This window comes from Novosphingobium sp. G106 (assembly GCF_019075875.1).
Taxonomy (GTDB): domain Bacteria; phylum Pseudomonadota; class Alphaproteobacteria; order Sphingomonadales; family Sphingomonadaceae; genus Novosphingobium.
The window spans coordinates 180,088-195,375 of the sequence record NZ_JAHOOZ010000003.1 but is presented as its reverse complement, the minus strand read 5'-3'; the positions used below and the strand labels follow the sequence as shown (position 1 = coordinate 195,375).

General features: G+C 62.3%; 17 protein-coding genes and 1 pseudogene. 9 read left to right on the top strand and 9 right to left on the bottom strand.

Features of this window, described 5'->3' with window-relative positions:
• The first annotated feature begins 87 nt into the window (after positions 1–87).
• The 4 genes from KRR38_RS33060 to KRR38_RS33045 all read left to right on the top strand — a co-directional run bounded on the left by KRR38_RS33060 (position 88) and on the right by KRR38_RS33045 (position 1,664).
• On the top strand, positions 88–456 hold the full coding sequence (locus KRR38_RS33060; protein WP_217408029.1) for a DUF3768 domain-containing protein: 369 nt from the start codon (positions 88–90) through the stop codon (positions 454–456).
• Complete coding sequence (locus tag KRR38_RS33055; protein ID WP_217408028.1) at positions 456–743, top strand: hypothetical protein; 288 nt, start codon at positions 456–458, stop codon at positions 741–743. The genes KRR38_RS33060 and KRR38_RS33055 overlap by 1 nt, the downstream gene beginning before the upstream one ends.
• 76 nt (positions 744–819) lie before the next feature.
• Positions 820–1,461 (top strand): DUF6927 domain-containing protein, encoded by a 642-nt coding sequence (locus tag KRR38_RS33050; RefSeq protein WP_217408027.1) that lies wholly within the window; start codon positions 820–822, stop codon positions 1,459–1,461.
• On the top strand, positions 1,458–1,664 hold the full coding sequence (locus tag KRR38_RS33045; RefSeq protein WP_217408026.1) for a hypothetical protein: 207 nt from the start codon (positions 1,458–1,460) through the stop codon (positions 1,662–1,664). The genes KRR38_RS33050 and KRR38_RS33045 overlap by 4 nt, the downstream gene beginning before the upstream one ends.
• A 184-nt stretch (positions 1,665–1,848) precedes the next feature.
• Here the strand turns inward: KRR38_RS33045 and KRR38_RS33040 are convergent, their stop codons facing one another.
• The 5 genes from KRR38_RS33040 to KRR38_RS36765 all read right to left on the bottom strand — a co-directional run bounded on the left by KRR38_RS33040 (position 1,849) and on the right by KRR38_RS36765 (position 5,134).
• On the bottom strand, positions 1,849–3,063 hold the full coding sequence (locus tag KRR38_RS33040) for a DUF1173 domain-containing protein (protein ID WP_217408025.1): 1,215 nt from the start codon (positions 3,061–3,063) through the stop codon (positions 1,849–1,851).
• Positions 3,064–3,078: 15 nt separating this feature from the next.
• Positions 3,079–3,561 carry a hypothetical protein gene (locus KRR38_RS33035; RefSeq protein WP_217408024.1) on the bottom strand — a complete coding sequence of 161 codons (483 nt, stop codon included), beginning with the start codon at positions 3,559–3,561 and terminating at the stop codon, positions 3,079–3,081.
• A 318-nt stretch (positions 3,562–3,879) separates the two neighbouring features.
• Positions 3,880–4,305 carry a putative toxin-antitoxin system toxin component, PIN family gene (locus KRR38_RS33030; protein ID WP_309141241.1) on the bottom strand — a complete coding sequence of 142 codons (426 nt, stop codon included), beginning with the start codon at positions 4,303–4,305 and terminating at the stop codon, positions 3,880–3,882.
• Positions 4,306–4,308: 3 nt separating this feature from the next.
• Complete coding sequence (locus KRR38_RS33025) at positions 4,309–4,569, bottom strand: ribbon-helix-helix domain-containing protein (protein WP_217408022.1); 261 nt, start codon at positions 4,567–4,569, stop codon at positions 4,309–4,311.
• A 103-nt stretch (positions 4,570–4,672) separates the two neighbouring features.
• On the bottom strand, positions 4,673–5,134 hold the full coding sequence (locus tag KRR38_RS36765) for an MbcA/ParS/Xre antitoxin family protein (protein ID WP_254515862.1): 462 nt from the start codon (positions 5,132–5,134) through the stop codon (positions 4,673–4,675).
• Positions 5,135–5,897: 763 nt separating this feature from the next.
• Between KRR38_RS36765 and KRR38_RS33015 the strand changes: the two genes are divergently transcribed.
• Complete coding sequence (locus tag KRR38_RS33015) at positions 5,898–6,347, top strand: DUF736 family protein (protein ID WP_217408021.1); 450 nt, start codon at positions 5,898–5,900, stop codon at positions 6,345–6,347.
• Between the two features lie 106 nt (positions 6,348–6,453).
• Positions 6,454–7,422 (top strand): DUF2493 domain-containing protein, encoded by a 969-nt coding sequence (locus KRR38_RS33010; protein WP_217408020.1) that lies wholly within the window; start codon positions 6,454–6,456, stop codon positions 7,420–7,422.
• Positions 7,423–7,581: 159 nt separating this feature from the next.
• On the opposite strand, the gene KRR38_RS33005 is transcribed toward KRR38_RS33010, so the two are convergent.
• Positions 7,582–7,914: a hypothetical protein gene (locus KRR38_RS33005; RefSeq protein ID WP_309141240.1), complete on the bottom strand. Its 333-nt coding sequence runs from the start codon at positions 7,912–7,914 to the stop codon at positions 7,582–7,584.
• Between the two features lie 169 nt (positions 7,915–8,083).
• Here KRR38_RS33005 and KRR38_RS33000 point away from each other — a divergent pair, with 169 nt between their 5' ends.
• Both KRR38_RS33000 and KRR38_RS32995 read left to right on the top strand, forming a co-directional pair.
• Entirely contained in the window at positions 8,084–9,373 is a 1,290-nt protein-coding gene (locus KRR38_RS33000) for a site-specific integrase (protein WP_254515861.1), read from the top strand.
• A complete protein-coding gene (locus KRR38_RS32995; RefSeq protein WP_217408019.1) occupies positions 9,370–10,566 on the top strand; it encodes a site-specific integrase in 1,197 nt (398 codons plus the stop codon). The genes KRR38_RS33000 and KRR38_RS32995 overlap by 4 nt, the downstream gene beginning before the upstream one ends.
• 849 nt (positions 10,567–11,415) lie before the next feature.
• Here KRR38_RS32995 and KRR38_RS32990 read toward each other — a convergent pair.
• Positions 11,416–12,069, bottom strand: a complete 654-nt coding sequence (locus tag KRR38_RS32990; RefSeq protein WP_217408018.1) for a DUF2185 domain-containing protein — start codon at positions 12,067–12,069, stop codon at positions 11,416–11,418.
• A gap of 151 nt (positions 12,070–12,220) precedes the next feature.
• Between KRR38_RS32990 and KRR38_RS32985 the strand changes: the two are divergent.
• A pseudogene (locus KRR38_RS32985) lies at positions 12,221–12,628 on the top strand (integrase core domain-containing protein); the annotation flags it as partial.
• Between the two features lie 23 nt (positions 12,629–12,651).
• Here KRR38_RS32985 and KRR38_RS32980 read toward each other — a convergent pair.
• Together KRR38_RS32980 and KRR38_RS32975 are read right to left on the bottom strand one after the other, a co-directional pair.
• On the bottom strand, positions 12,652–14,724 hold the full coding sequence (locus tag KRR38_RS32980) for a recombinase family protein (RefSeq protein ID WP_217408017.1): 2,073 nt from the start codon (positions 14,722–14,724) through the stop codon (positions 12,652–12,654).
• The gene (locus tag KRR38_RS32975; protein ID WP_217408016.1) at positions 14,714–14,911 is read right to left on the bottom strand and encodes a hypothetical protein; all 198 of its coding nucleotides are present in this window, start codon (positions 14,909–14,911) and stop codon (positions 14,714–14,716) included. The genes KRR38_RS32980 and KRR38_RS32975 overlap by 11 nt, the downstream gene beginning before the upstream one ends.
• Positions 14,912–15,288: the final 377 nt, after the last annotated feature.

Below are 15,288 nucleotides of genomic sequence, written 5' to 3'. Positions count from 1 at the left end.
GAGCCACGGCTCGTTCGAAGTTCGCGTGGGGGCAGCCCCCGCGCCGATCTCATCCTCCCTACCACCTTTCCGACAAGGAGACCGACCATGGCCACACAGGCCAGCGACGCCGCGCGCACCCTGACGATCGCCGAGCTCAACGACCGAGTTCGCCTGGGCCTCGACCGCAACGCCAGGATCCTCATTACATCGAATTGCCTGGAAACGCTTTGCGGCGAGAGCTGCGCGCCCACCGAACGCGTGCTGGTTCAGGCCGAGCTGATGGCCGCCTTTCGGCATTGCCAGTTTTCCGAAGACAGCCCCGAACGCGATTTAGGCGTGGTCGAGCTGCGCGGCCGAACGGTCTGGATGAAGATCGACTATTACGATCTTACGCTCGAGTACGGCTCGGACGATCCCGCCGACGCTTCGGTGACGACCCGGGTCATGACGATCCTGCTCCCCGAGGACTATTGATGTCGGCGCGGCTCGTCGTCGACCGCAGCGCCGAGCTGTTCGGATCGGTCGTCACGATCGCCGACCTCGCGGTCTATTCGTTCCCCGCGCTCGATAGCCGCGGCGCCCATATCTACGAGGTCTGGGACGTGCTCGAGCGCGATTGGCACGGCGAGCTCGATCGTTCGGGCAGCACCATGGAATATGCGCTGGGCGTCTCGGCGCGGTTTCGGGACGGCTCGATCCTGCACATCGGTGCCTCGGCCGACTGCTGCGACGGATCGGGCTGCCGGCATTGCCACGCCTGACACGCGTTCCCTGCCGGATCATCGCGCGCCGCGGGTGGTCGCGCTCCTTCACCACAACCAACGAAAGGACAAAGCCATGGGATGGTTCTTCATGTCGACCTGGGCGATGGGCGGCTTCGCCACGCCCAAGGCCTATCTCGACGACCAGTTCACCTATGCGCCGGACGCGGATGGCGGCCGGCAATATGGCCTTCGCATAGTCAAATCGGTCTGGTCGGGCAGCGAATACTACGCGGCGGCCGAGCCTTGGAACGCCGAGGGCACTTTGCCAGTTTTCGCCGTCGTCTGCCTGGTGCGCTGGAATCCAAAGGCGAAGAGCGGCGAGCACTTCGGGTACAAGGATATGTCGGAATCGATGGGGCCTTGCTACTATCGGTGCCCCGCTTCGGTGCTCGACCTGCTCGGGCCGACCGATAGCGAATATGCCGCCGGGTGGCGGACGCGCTGCCGGCAGCAGCTCGCACTGGCACGCCGGCGCAGGCCGCGTCCCGGGGACACGCTGGTGCTCGCCGAGCCGATGCAGTTTTCCGACGACTATGAGGGCCAGTCCTTCGAGGTGATCCGCTACCGCAAGGGCATTGCTCTCAGGGGTCGGAACGGAGGGTACTATCGCATCAGCCGTCTGATGGAGCGCGGGTGGACGCTGATCCCGGCGTCGCCAGCGCGAGGACTCGGTGCCGGCAGCGCCGCGGCCGAAGTGCCGGGGAGCGCACCGTGACCAGCGCGCCTGTCCACGCGACGTTCGAGAACGCCTGGCGGCTTGCCGCAACGATGGCGGATGTGCGGGGCCAGGACTTCGCTGTTGTGCGCACGCGCGATCCTGCAAGGCCCTTCGTCGTCGAAGACGACGTCGACCACCAGGACGCGGTCGCCATCATCCTCCGCGCGGGCCGAGCACACCGGCTGTTAACCCGGGCCTGATATAGCTGGTCAATCGAATGGAACAGCCCCACTCGATTGCCTTGGTCAGGGCGCCCGAGTTTAGGCTCGGGCGCCTTTCCATTTTGGTCAGGGGCCTTGCGCCGAGCGTATACCCGACCGATGATCTCCGAGCCGAATGCCGCGGGCCACTTGGAAACTTGCGGCCTGCGGCGACGTGGAAGTCTCAACGCTTGGGCGGCGGCAAAAATACCCGGCCCTGTGCATCGGGCAGGCGGTCGCCGGGCCGCCAGGTCACATGGGTCACGCCCGGCGTGCGCATCAGCGCGGCGAGCGCCTCGTCATAGGCGGGGTCCGGCATGTTGCGCGCGAGGTGTATCGCGGTGGCCTCGGCGCCTGTGTCCTTGAGAGCGATGCTGGCGATCGGCGCCTCGAGGCCGAGGTTTACGCGCAGGCCTTTCACGAAGCGGCGCTTCTCCTGGACAGCCTTGGCAACCAGCGCGCGCTCTTCGTGGCTTTCATAGGGAAGCCAGTGCCGGTTCACCGGCATCACCGCGATTTCGAAGAGCTGCGGCAGGCCCGAAGCGCCGACCGCGAAGCTCGCCGCCATGACCAGATGGCCTTCTGCCTCTTCGGAACGCCAGAGCTCTTCTTCTACGGCGAAACGCTTGTGGAAGCGCCGGGCCATGTCAGCGTCCATCAGGAATGGCCAATCCGGCAGGTGCCGCACCAGGATCTTCTCGCCGTAGCGCGCGGGCTCGATGGCTTTTACCTCGCCGATCACCACCATGATCGCATCGGGCGAGGCGTAGGCGAGTTCCAGTCCCGACAAGCGCCGGCCGGCGATTTCGTCCTTGTGGTCGAGATTGAAGGTCTCGGGGATGAACAGTGCGCGCGTCAGGCTGTCGCCGCGCACCTTGCAGCCAAGGCGCGCCTGGATCAGCGCGCGGCGCACGACGAACCAATTGCGCTTGCCCGCCATTTTGGGATGCCAGTGGGTCAGCTCTGCCTTGTCCCAGAGAAAGTGCAGTAACCCTCGCATCGTCAGCTTCTGCCCGTTGGTCTTCACCGAGGGCTTATCGTTGGTGAACGACGACGGCGCCGCGCGCGCCGGCCCCCGCGACAGCGGGAAGGCGAATTTGAGCGAGGTTTCGCCGCTCTCCTCATCCTCGACAATGGCCGAGCCCCGGACCTGGCCGAGCCCTGTCAGGAAGTCCGGCGCTTCGTAGTGATCGCAGGTCGGTGCATGGCGCGGGCCGGTGCCCGGCCAGCGCGCCAGGTGATGGCTGTCCTGGCGCCGCGCGATGTAAAGCGGCAGCGGGATGTCCCGGCGGCACAGGCACTGCGGCTTTTGCTTGAGCGAGTAGGCGCGGGCCAGGACCGCCTCGAAGCCGTCCTCGTCCGGCCCGATCTCGACATCGAGCATCTGGTATCGCTGCATTGGGAGCGCCCGGTTCTAACGGCGGTCGGCAATGCCGTCCCAGTGGGCGCCGAGCCGGAAGGATGCCTGAAACTGGCCGACAGGTCCTTCAGGACCGTCGGTCACGTAAGGATCGGGCTGCTTGGCGACGTTTTGATCCTGGCCCCGGCGACGGAGCCACAGTTCTGCGCGCGTGGCGAGGATCCCCGTAAGCCAGTGCAGGTCAGCGGCGACGCAAAGCGCGCCGCGGCCCGCGACCGCGTACCAGAGGCTGCGCTGATAGTCGTTGCCGTCTCGCCCGAGGATACGGGCGAGGCCAGCTTTGCCTTCAGGCTTCCCGCCCACCATCAGACGGACCGCCTCGACCAGTTCTTGTGCGCCTTCATAGGCGTCCATCGGATCTACGCCGACGCTGGTGCCAGCGAGCGCGCGCCGGGTCCACGGCTCGTCTGGATCGTCACGTGTTTCGAGCAAAGTCAGATCGACGTCGATGCCGTCGAGCCAGCGTTCCATCTTCATCGAAATCCCCTGGCAGTAGTCATCGCTTCTTACATAGATTGGTTGTCTTGGGCCCCGCAAGGCATTGAGTTAATATCAAAGTCCAAAATGACTTTTACTGCAGGATAACTGGTCTTTCGGCAGACGGTTGCACGGATTGAAAATGATGACGCGGTTCGGCGAGACCGCTCCGCCGGCGCCGGGAAATGAGATTGTGGTCGTCAGCGGGCGTTCCGAGCGCGATGCTGGGCTGTATGAGCCCGATCGCCCCTTAGTGTTTCAGAACTTCGTAGCTGGGCGGTAGGCGGACCGACGAGATCAGGGAAATCCGGCCTGCACTCAACCGGGTTTGCCGATCCCGAGCAATTCAGCGAGCTTCGCTGCCGTAACGATCTGACTTTTGCCATGGCGCTTCAAGGCCAGGAGATCGTCCTTGTTTCCTGTCACGAGCCAGTCGGCGTGGCCTGCTTCGCATAGGCCCAAGAGGAAATCATCTCTCGGATCAGGCGAACGCCTCACATGGGGAAGGGCATCCGGCATTTCGGCTATCAGGACGATCTGGTTGACGAGCCGACCAACCTCGGCGGGGCGAACGAGCGCGCGAATTTTGTCGCGGCGCGAAACCTCACGGATTTCGTCCATCTGGAGCGCGTGGCTGATAAGAACGAACCGGCGATCGAGCCAGGCTTCGGTGAGCTTTGCCGGTAGCCCGCCGGGCGAAATCAAGCCGCTCAGCAAGACATTGGTATCGAGTATGACCCGCACCAGCTATTGCCGGGCCCGTGTCCAGAACGACGCACGCGCGTCCGCAACTTCTTCGTCGATGAGGCTTTGAAGCTCATCGGGATCCGCGTCTGTATTGCGTGCCTGCACGTCGCGGATGGTTTCTCGCAGGACTTCGCGGTTGACAGCATCTTCCACGAACCGCGACATGTCGCCTTTCTTGCCACCGCGCGTTGCGAGCAGCGTGCGCAGGGCAATGTCTGTCTCGCGCGAGACCTTCAGGCTCCAACGTGTCAGATCACCCATTCATCACCTGTGCGTTTGTGTGTCTAGACACATATATGCCGATTTTTGTGTGACGCCAATGGGTGGGCTTTCGGAAAGATCGGACATTTGCGTGGCGCTATTTTCAGGCGAACCCACCAACCGACAATTGATCGAGGAAACTCAGCACCGCGTCGCCTTCGCCGGCTTTGACCAAAGCTTCTGGCGTCCGGCCATCGAGAGCGGGGATTGTCTCGGCTCGATACCATGCCATGGCCTGCAACTCACCGCCCGCCCATGGGTGCACCCTGGTTAGGATAAGCAACATCTCTCGCACGCGTGTTTGAGCGTCCGACCTCGCCCAATCCTCCACTCTATCGTCTTCTCCTATTTCGATACCGGCTGCCTCAGCGAGTTGTCGATCTGTCATGCGCAACCTGGCCGCAACCTTGCCCGCGTCGATGAACCCGCTCGCGTCGGTGAAGCTCTCTAGGAGTTCGGCTCCGGTGGAGGTGGATATAGCTGACCGGTTGGCGGCTCGTGCGCGCGCTTTCGTGACGATGCCAGTGGCCTTGCGCTTGGCGCGCCTTTCAGCCTGTGTTGGCATTACCGGGTCTCCAGCCTCTGGCGGTAACATGGTCAGTGAGGCCGGGTCTGGCAAGCGCGGGTATGGGAGAGGGATGGCCTCTCCCGCCCGGCTGCGCCGGCCGGACCGCGCTCTATTCGCTAAGGCCGGCGCCGGCCATGCGGCCGACCCCGACCTAAGCTCACGAAGCCAGCCCTGCGGTCTGTCTTCGCCCATTCGGGTCACGAACGCATGAGGGAAGGGGGAAGGGGCTTCGCCGGACGAGGACGTCCGGCTCCGCGTGAGGGCGCGCGCAGGCTCGTCCATCCCCTCCTACGCCGCCATCGCAGTCTCCCGGCGTCGCACGTGCGGGCGCAAAGTCAAAAGCTGCCTCAGCCCAAGGTCCGCTAGCCCATCCCCCGCCGGCCGGCTTTCGTCCGCTTTGGCGGACGGCCGGCGGGGGGATGAGCAAGCTCCCCTAGGGCTCAGCGCGACGTCTTTTGACTTCGCTCATCCCGCACGTGCTCCTTGGGGACTGCGACGGCGGCTCCGGAGGTGATGGACAAGCGGGCAGGCGTTTCGGTTGCCCGCACCAGGGCGGAATGGCCTTTGGCCATGCGTGGCTTGTTTGCTCGCTACCGCGCGCATTTCGATGCTCCGGCTCACCAGAAATGATGGGCAAATCTGTCAAGAAATCAATGAGATAGACCGAATTTTAGAGCGGCGCTATTAAGTAATGGTCAAGACGGAAACGCCGCTTGGCAAGTCAAACGGGCACCGCCCTAGTATCTGGAAAGTGAATATCATGGCTAACATTGGTTATGTTCGTCCGAATGCAAATGGCGCTCTGATCGGCAAGATCGAATGCCTCGCCTTCAACAATGTGATTGGCCTTTCGCCGGTCGAGAGCAACAACCCCCGAGCGCCCAAGTACGAGATCATGGCGCGGAGCGGAAATAGCTGGGTTCGCGTCGGGGCTCTGTTCGAGCAGACGGCGCGCACCACGGGGGAGGTTTTCTATCAGGGGCGCATTGACGATCCCAAGATGGATAAGCCGCTCGATGTTGCCCTGTTCGGCAACTCCGGCCCCGAAGGCGGCTACAATGTTTCGTGGACCCGTCGCCGCGCGCGGCAGGACTTCGGGCAGGGTGCGCCGGCGGGGGGCGACCACGGCGAAAACGAAGGCGATGGCCTCGGGGAAAGCACTACCGGCCGCGAGATTGAAACCGATCCTTTCGCCGGTTTCCCGAACTGAACTGGAACGAGGCGGGGAGGGTCAATCTCCCCGCCTCTACCAAACTCGGCTAACGTTGGTCCGCTTGCTTTAACCTGCGGAACCCGAGCCAAACAAGGGCAAGCCCATGCGCAGCTTTTCGACTTTCCCCGACTTTGCCGAACACTATGCGAGCCTCACCAGCGCCGACAATTTCGGCCAGGCATTCACCGCAGAGATTGAGACGAGCCAGCTTTCCCACCACGAGGAACCGACCGCCGCCGATATGCCGGATAGCGAGGCCGCGCGCGGCTGCGTCGAGCAGATGGTCGGCGATCTATTCACGCTGTTTTGCGATACCCGCCTTGCCCCCATGGCCGCGCGTGTCGCTTGGGGAATGGTCAACTCCTTCCACAAAGTGGCGCAGCAGATCGCGCGCGAAGAGGACAGCGCCGCGCGTGAGCTTGGCGAGCTCGCCCGGATCAACGACCCGTCAGAAATCCACGCGCTCGAAGTCGAGGAAAAGCAGCGTCATTGCCAATCGCTGCACGAAGCGCTCGCCGCGTTGGAATGCATGCGCGATCATGCCGCCGAGGTTTACCGCGTTGAAACCGGCCAGCCTTGGTCAGCCGTCTATGGCAGCCGCACGTCAAAATCGCTGATCGCTTCGCAGATCGAAGCGCGCGACTTTCTCGCCGCGCGCGCGGCATCGCGCCGCGAAGCGCATGCGCCCACCGGGCCCGTCGTCATCGTATCGGGCGGGGCAGGCTGGCAGCATCATGAACCGATCTGGACGCGGCTCGATTGCATCCGGGCGCGCATTCCATCGATGACGCTTGTCACCACCGCGCAGCGCAGCGGCACCGACGCAATCGCCGCCGCATGGGCCGCCGCGCGGGGCGTGCCCACGGTGAACTTTCGGCTCAATCGCAGCCTCGGCAACCGCGCCGGTTTCGATCGCAACAAGATGCTTGTTCGCCTCGCCCCCGTCGAGGCGATCATCTGTGAAGGGAGCGGCCTGCAGGTCAATTTGGCCGAGCGTTGCCGCGACGCCGGCGTGCCCGTCACCATCATGAGGGACAGGGATTTTGCGAGCTTAGCCCAAGCGGCCGGCTGAGAGCTAGCGCGGCGCCGGCCGGACACGTCCGGCCGGCGATTGCCCCCGCGATAAACGATCGTGATGCAGCGCAAAAATCGGCGCGGCCCGGCACGCTAAAGCGTGCCGGGCCGCAGGTGTTTTCGCGTTCGGTGTCCGCGATCAATCGAGTTCGAGCGGCTAGGCTTTGGCCGCCAGTAATTTCGCCGCCTGCGCGCCGCCCAGCTTGCCAATTGCAGCGGCAATCGCTTTCGCATCCTGACGGTTCATCTCGCCGATCTTGACCTTGCCCAGCGCACTGAGCAGCACGGGGCGGCCGGCATCGCGCGCAGCCTCAAGCGCTTCCTTTTCCCGCGCCGCCAATTCCGCAAGCTGTGCTTCGAGCTTCTCGCGCTGCGCGCAAATCGAGGGCAAATCCTTTCCAACTCTTTTGGGCCTTGCCACGTCTTCACTCCAGTTTTCGTCTGACTGGGCGAGTGGTAGCCAAATAGAAACAAAGTTCCAGAGCCGCACTCTCCAGCCCGAAGCGGGCAAGCAGCCCTACCGGAGGCCAAGGGCGGGCTTCGCCCGGCGATCTCGGTATCAGATCGGTCAAGGGTCATCCATGGGGGAATGACCCTATAAGGTCAGCACACCGTATGCACCGTAAGGCGCATTTATGAGAAAAAATCCCATAGAATCAATGGCTGTCTTCGAAAATCCGCCCGGCAGTTCGGGGGTTCCCGATGGCTATCTGCTCCCCAGAAATTCCCCGTTTTCAGGTACTTTCGAGGGCGATTTGGCACCCCAAGATGGCCTTTTGGTCCCACGGTGGAAATCGCATCCATTACGGGCCTTTCTGGACGGCAATTTCGTGCGGCGGACGCTGCCGCTGCGGGCGACCGAATACAGCATCTGGGACACCGTTCTGCCCGGGTTTGGGCTGCGGGTCAGGCCGACCGGGCGCTACTATTGGTTCGTCCGGGTACGGCATCGCAACACACAGCGGCGCGTCACGCTGGGGCGCGCCGACGAGGTGGACGCCGATCTGGCGCGCGCGCAGGCGCGACGCCTGCTGGCGGAAGTCGCGCTCGATGGCCTGCCCAAACGGACCAAGGTCAGCGCCACGCCGCCGCTCAATGACTATGTCGAAACCTACTGGTCCGACATCGCACGATATTGGAAGCCATCGACCGCAAAACGCAACCATGAGGCCTGGCGACGCGACCTCGCGCCGGTGTTCGGAACCATGCGTATTTCCGATGTTTCGGCAGCCGACATCACCAGGTGGCGCGACGATTGCGCCGACACTCTTGAAACCAATTTCAACCGGGCCATTCCGGTTCTCGCGGCGCTTTTCAAATATGCCGAGGCGCTGCATCTGCGGCGTAAAGGTTCCAACCCTTGCCGCGGAATGCCGCGCTACAAGCCGCAGGCCTGCGAGCGGTATCTGTCCCCTTTGGAGTACCGCCGCATGGGCGCAGCGCTGCGGGCAGCCGAAGCTGATCATCCCTCCAAAGTCGCGGTCGTTCGGCTGTTGCTCTACACCGGCGCGCGGGTGAGCGAAGTTCGAGACTTGCGCTGGGATTGGGTGCGGCCGCCACATCTCGCTTTGCCCGATAGCAAAACCGGCCCCAAAACCATCTGGCTGAACAGCCAGGCGCTGGCGATTTTGGAAGCGCAGCCCCGACACGAAAACTGCCCGTATGTATTCCCCAATGCGAGCGGGACCGCACCGCTCCGCCTGGACAACTGGTGGCCACATTTCAGGCGAATGTGTGCGCTGCCGGATTTGCGTATCCATGATTTGCGTCACAGTTTTGCGTCCGCCGCCATCATGGACAATGTTCCGTTGGCGACGATCGGCAAGCTTCTGGGGCATGTTCTGCCCGAGACGACCGCCAAGTATGCGCATCTCTCCGACGAGGTGATCGCCGACGCGGCAGTGAGAATCTCGGGCAACCTTGCTCAGGCGATAGGGCTGCGCCCATGACCGCCATTGCGTTAAAGCAGATCGTCACCGAGGCACTCGCGGAAGTTGGGGTCGATGTTGCCTCTATGCGGCTTCCTACGGGAAAGCCGCGCGAAACGACGTGGCTCGGCATCGAGCCTGGTTTTGGCGTTCGCCACTATGCCACCGGCCGCAACATCTACATCGTGCAGACGCGCATGGCGGGTCGGCTGCGCACCGTCACCATCGGCCCGGCGTCGGTCATAACGCGCCATCAGGCTACTGTCGTTGCACGGCGCGTACTGGCTTATGCGCGGGTCGGCCTCGATCCGGTGACCGAGCGCAAGCGTATCCGGAGTGCGCCCCGCTTCGACGACTTTCTTGAGGAATACTGGCAGCGCTGGTCGGGGCGCTGGAAGGCTTCGACCCTAGTGGCCAACGAGAAATACCGCAGGCTCTACCTCGATGATGCCTTTCCCGACATCTTCATCGATGCGCTGAACGAGGCGGACGTCACCAGATGGTTCGCAGACCTCAACAACCGGATGGGCCCTGGCGGAGCAAACCGGGTAGTCGCGATACTGAGCAGCCTGCTCAACAAGGCGGAGAGTTGGGGCTACCGCCTGGAAAACACCAATCCGTGCCGGGCCGTCCGTCCCAACCGCAAGCGCAAGTGCGAGCGGTTTTTGAGCCGCGCAGAACTGGAGCGGTTGGGCGAGGCGTTGGCTCGGGTGCGGTCGAGCGAAGACAAGGTGAGGCCGATCGCGGCGACGGCCATTGCCTTGCTGCTGCTGACGGGATGTCGGGCCGGTGAGATCACCAGCCTGCAATGGCAGGACTTACGGGGAAATCGATTGAAGTTAAGGGACAGCAAGACCGGCCCGCGCACGGTTTGGCTGGGGGACGAAGCGCGGGCGCTGATCGATGATCTCCCGAGGCTGAAGAACATTCCGTGGCTTTTCTGGAGCCCCCGCGTCAGGAAGCCGCTGCGCTGGCTCGACTACTATTGGCATGAAATCCGTTCGGAGGCGGGCCTGCGCGGCGTGCGGCTTCATGATCTGCGGCATACATTCGCCAGCCATGCCGCGATGAACAAGGAAACGCTCCCGATGATCGGGCGATTGCTCGGGCACAGCAATCAGCAATCGACAGCACGATATGCCCATCTTGGCGACGAGCACGTATTGGATGCCGCTGAGCAGATCGGCGCGGCAATTGAGCGCATGCTCGGGTAGGGGACAGCGGTGACTGCTTCCAGCAGGCCCGGCTTTTCCGTCGCCAAGTTGTAATGCGCCGTACGCACCCATTCTGCCAATAAATGGATTAAAATCAACATGTTGTGAGGAGTCCTTAACCCCTTGCCGGGATGCAATCTGGCGAGAAATGGGTCCCGAATCAACCCGAAATTCGCGCCCGACGAGGGGCGATTAGCAGACTGATTCGCGATGCCGGTTTCCTTAGCGGTGAGGCTTGCGGGGCGGCGGTATCGGGCGGAATGTCCGCTTAGCGTGGATGGTCGTCGCTATCGACGGGGACATGCCGCCGCCGGGATCAACTTGATGTTGCGGTAGTCCAAGGGCGCGCGCGTCTCGCCATCGTCGGTTTCTAGCGTCACATGTCCCTTGAATGTGGCCGGCGAGAACCCGGTCCCATCATTCGTCCTAATATCGGTTCGCTGCAACGGGGCTGAGAGAGACACCAAAATAAAGGAATAGAGGTCCTTCGGGTTTCGCCCACTGAACCACGTAGCACCTTGGCTCCCTTCTCCCCCAAGCTCGCCGTCAGGTGTTCCGCTGCTTCCGGCTGATATCCGCCAACCGGTTGGAATGCGGCAAACAGGTCTGAACTGCACTCCACAACTCTCGAACGAGAACGCCTTTACGCTAACGGCATCTCTCACCGGAAGGCTGACGATCGACAGAAGATAGCTCTGCGGATGGTCATCAGCGCAAGCGGCACTCGGCACGGCAACCAGGATCGGGAAAATCCACCTCATTGACCGACCATCCACGATTTGCATGATGTCTGCAATGTTCGGGGAGTCCGGTCAGTCTGCTTCTGGGCGCAAAAAAGCTATACCGGCCTCAACTCGTGCCTTCCGGGACATAGGTGTCTGTCTTGAAGTCGCGCATTAGAGCCGTGCCGATCGGCGCGTCGATCGAGTGTATCCAGCTATCGTCCTGATTCAAAACAGCGCCTAACGCCACATATTGTAGCTCGCGTGCCTCCATCTCTTCATCCGTGGCGTCCCCTGCGCGGCCTCGGATGCGCCATCCACTGTCGTGATATTTATCCCCCTCCTGCGTCATGTCTGGCTCTTCCCGATAGATGAACTCCACCGGCTCCTCGCCATCGAGAACGCATTGGTCGACGAGGCAGCGGTCCCAATATTCTCTATAGTCAGCTGGCGATGGCGCCTTTTCAGGGTGTGCCCATTGAATTGACAGAACGTGATGGCGCTTGAAATGAATCAGTTCACCAGCTTCCAGTGTCGTTGTGGGCTCGTCAAGGTCATTATCAAGCACGCCGAGAAGGTCATCGTTTCCTGCTTGCTCTACGATGACCCACATTCGCTCCGCCCCCCATTTCTCGGTTTCATGGGCGTATTCGAAAGTCAGTTTGACGAGATCGCCTTTTCCGACAGCAGTAATCTCGGCAGAACTTGGTAGAAAGAAGGTATAAGGAGCATTTGCCGCAATAGGGCGAGGGTCGAGCAGGGCGTAGGACGGATCAGTCATGCCGGTGATCGTAACGGGCAAACTGCGACCGGCAAGCGGCTGTTTCCAGACCATCGCGTTCAACACTCAAACGGTTGCTTTGTCAGCGGCAGACGACAAGTGCAAATCGCTTAGCGTTTTTTCGTCGCATCCCCGGTTTCGTACGGAACGCAACGGTGATTGGAGCTTGGACTTCGTCCATGACCAGCTGAGCAACGGGCAGAAGTTCCGGATGTTGACGGTGGTCGATGTGTTCAGCCGCGAGGCGTTGGCCATCGAGGTGGGACAGCGCCTGCGCGGCGAGAATGTGGTTGAGGTCCTCAATCGCCTGGTACGCCGACGCGCGGCGCCAAGGTTCCTGTTCGCCGACATGGGCGGAGAATTTACCGGCCGACTGGTTGAATTGTGGGCTTATCACCATGGCGTCCGGATCGACTTCTCGCGTCCTGGCAAGCCCACGGACAACGCCTATATCGAGACCTTCAACGGATCGTTCCGGGATGAATGCCTGAACATCCACTGGTTCGCCTCGATCCCCGAAGCCAGGCGGCTCATCGAGGCTTGGCGGCGCGATTACAACCCTGCTTCATAACACCCATCTGTCTATGTCGCTGAAGAGAATAGGTTCTGCTGATCGGGATGCGATCCCGTGGGGTATTTTGGGTTCAGCCGGGCGCGATCGATGATCTGTCGAGCGCTTTGTCCGCTAAGCTCGGTTCGGCTGAAGATCCAGGGGCCGTCCGGCAAGGGGTGGGTGGCTTCGATCTCATCAGCCTCGGCAGCGAGCCGAAGCGTTTTGGCGGCAACGCCGACATGGCGCGCAGCCTCGCTCAGGTTGAGCCACGGCTCAACGCCATCGGGCGCTGCCCGGAACACCGGAATCCTGTAATGCGACCGAAGCGCGGTGACGCGTTCGCGCGTCCAGCGATTGCCGTTGCCGGTCACCAGCCCATTCCGGTTGAGGATGCCAGCGATCACATCATCATTGGCGATCAGTACAAGCTGCCGCACGGCGGTGAGGACATCGGCGGAGGTCGCGTTGCGCTGCCCTCGACGACGCTTGGGCAGCCGCAACTCGCTATGGATGCCACCGGCCCAATGGATCAGCAGTACGATCTCAGATGCGTCATCATCAAGGTCTGCGACAACCTCGTGAATGAGAGTGCGCACAATGCACTTCTTCAGGCGCGTGTCGGTCTGCGAGTCTGTCCAGACAGCTTTGAGATCGGCGGCAAGTTCAGCGACATCGGAGGACGACAGCGACGCTCGAGGCGGTGCCGATCCATCGTGCGCGGCGATCCGAGCCTCGATCTCACCTACCCGCGTAAGTGCCCGATTCCACCGCGTCTCCAGTTCCGCCGCCACTAGCCGGTTCTGCGGATCGGCGGCGTCATATTGCCGGAAGGCCCGATCAGCATCGTAACGGGCAGCCTCGAGATCGCGCGTCAGCGCGTCACGAACCTGATCACGGCGATCGGTGACTTGTGCCTCGGCCTCGATGGCGGCCGCAATCGCACCAGGCTCGATGACCGGGATGAGCGCCTGCTCAATCGCATCATCGACGCGCAATCCGCCGAAGGCGATGCAACGAGGCTCGCCATTGTCGAGCAGACCGCGCCAACAGGAATATCGGGGAATATCATGCTTGGCGCCAGTGTAGCGCACTGTCAGTTTGCGTCCGCAGCGCCGGCAGCGAACGAGTCCTGCGAGGAGGGCATCGCCGTGCTTCGGGGCGCCGTGATGCCGACTGATGGGGACATTGTCGCTCACTTGTCTGCGGATATCCTCCGAACGCTCCCAGCTGACATAACCTTCATGCGAGCCGGGAATTAGCGCCAACCACTCGTCCCGGTCCTTGCGACGACTCCGCGACCGCATGGCAGCGCCATCATATCCAGCTACAGCACGGGTTTTACCATAGGCATAGGCGCCGCCGTAGATCGGGTTGTCGATCATCCGATGGATGGTCGCATAATTTGGTCTGCGCCACACGACGTCGCCGTTCTTGTGCTTTGCGGGCAGTTCCAGCCCATGCTCGAGGAACCAGAGCAGCGCCTGCCGCGCACTACCAAGTTCAGACACCTTGTCGAAGACGAGGGCAATCGCTTCCTGGACACGGCGGTCGGGATGCTTCTCGATCCGATCTCCGACCTTCACAAAGCCGACCGGAGCAGCAACGATGAGTTCGCCCCGCCGGGCCTTCTCGTAGCGGGCTGAAAGCGAGCGTTGCCGCAGGAGGTCGAGCTCATACTCATTGAGGCTGCCCTTCAACCCCAGCAGCAGGCGATCATTGCCCTGACGCGGAGCATAGACGGTCTCCTGGTCGATCAGCACCGTATCGACGACGCGGCACATCTCGATGAGCTGCTGCCAGTCGCGACTGTTGCGGGCGAAGCGCGAGACTTCCCGGGCTGCGACGGCACCGACCTTGCCGAGGCAGACCTCGGCGACCATCCGGTCGAAACCGGCACGCGTCACGCCGCCTGCCGCGGATCGACCGAGATCGTCATCAACAATCTCGATGTTCGACCAGCCCAGCGCCACGAGCCGATCGCGCATGGCGTATTGCAGCGCGCTGCTCTCGCGGTTGTGCAGCACCTGGTGAGCCGAGGACTGACGCACATACAGGATCGCCTTGCGATCGAGATGCTGCGGTCCGATCTTCTCAAAGATCATCGTGTATCTCCTCTCGGGCCGTGCTGGGATCGCCGCTGGCGTGATCGAGCAGCAGGCGCACGATCAGCGGCATCAACTTCTCGCGCGTCGACGTCGGAAGCGTCCGCCACTGCGGCGTCTGCGCCGCCCCGGAATCGGGAGGGCTGGAAAACAGATCGAACTGGAATGTCATGGGCTTGCGCGGCATGGAGGCCTCCCCGATGCGAGTCGTAAGAGCCCGATGCTGCACCTGAAATCTGTCGAGCCGAAATGGGCCGCGTCGCCCGCAGCAGCTTTACCAGGTTAGCCAGCGCACCGACTTCGACATGGGGAACGGTGTCGATGCGCACCATGGCGCAAACCCCGCGGTCGAACATCCAATCCGGAACTTCAAGCCAGCGCTCCGATATCGAACCGCCGATACTACACCGGAACATGTCCGAGCCTGCGCGCTCAACGACCTCATGAATGTGAACCTGGCACCCCGCCCAAGGATGCCATTGATAGAGAACCTCGCGAACATCGGTCCCGTGGGCGTTCCGTCGTCGTGTTGTACAATGAGAGCCGTCCTCACATGGCTCTTGG